Consider the following 853-nt stretch of genomic DNA (forward strand, 5'->3'; position numbering starts at 1 on the left):
GTGTAGACCGAGGCGCCACGCAGCGCGTGGGACTGGCCGGCCGGCATGGCGTCGGCATGGATGGAGAGCAGCAGCACCGCCTCGCGGCTGCGGGCGATCTCGACGCGGCGGGCGAGCGGCACGAAGACGTCCGTGGTGCGGGTCATGGCCACGCGGCAGCGGCCGCCCATCTCCAGCATGCGCTTGAGCTCGAGCGCCAGCGGTAGGGTGATGCGCTTTTCCTGGGTGCCGTTGGTGCCGATCGCACCCGGATCCGCCCCGCCATGTCCGGGATCGAGCAGGACGAGCGGCAGGCGCGCGACATCCCGTGCCGGCGGCGCGCGCCTGCCTTGCGCAGCCGTTGTCTGCGCTTCCACACCCGGCGCCATGGCCAGTCCAGCCATCGCCGCGAGCCATGCCCTGAGATCGAAAACCCCCATAGGCCGCAACCCCCATCGCGGTGGCCGCAGATTAGCCGAAATGGGCCGGAAAATCCAGAGGACGTGCTGCCCATATGGGCAGGAAGCAAGGCATTTGGGCAACGAAACGTGACGGCGAAGGCCCATGCGGGTCCGACTTGTCCACAGGGCGCCTTGTGAGGGGCAGCGAGGGCGCCTATGCTGCCTTGCCCCAGCGATAGGTGCTGCGGGCGGAACAGGGGCAGTCGGCGCGGCCTTCGCGCCAAGCCCCGGTCGTGGTCCACCGGATGGACGCCCAGGCTGTGGCGCTCCGAAGAAAGGACATGCCGGTTCCGCCAGCGTGCCCGCGGTGCAGGCTGGCCATGCCGAGACGCGCTTGCGCCCACCTGCCGCAATATCGTCCGCCCGTGAAGGGCGCACATCCGTGGGGGTGAGCCATTGGGCCTGATGCCCCG

1 protein-coding gene is annotated in these 853 nt (G+C 70.0%); it reads right to left on the reverse strand.

Going from position 1 to position 853, the window contains the following annotated elements; translation table 11 throughout:
- Nucleotides 1-419, reverse strand: a 419-nt coding sequence (locus AC1DWF_RS33265) for an N-acetylmuramoyl-L-alanine amidase family protein (protein WP_476842767.1), incomplete at its 3' end; no start/stop codon positions are given.
- Nucleotides 420-853: the final 434 nt, after the last annotated feature.

The organism is Aminobacter sp. P4_D5, from assembly GCF_056401815.1.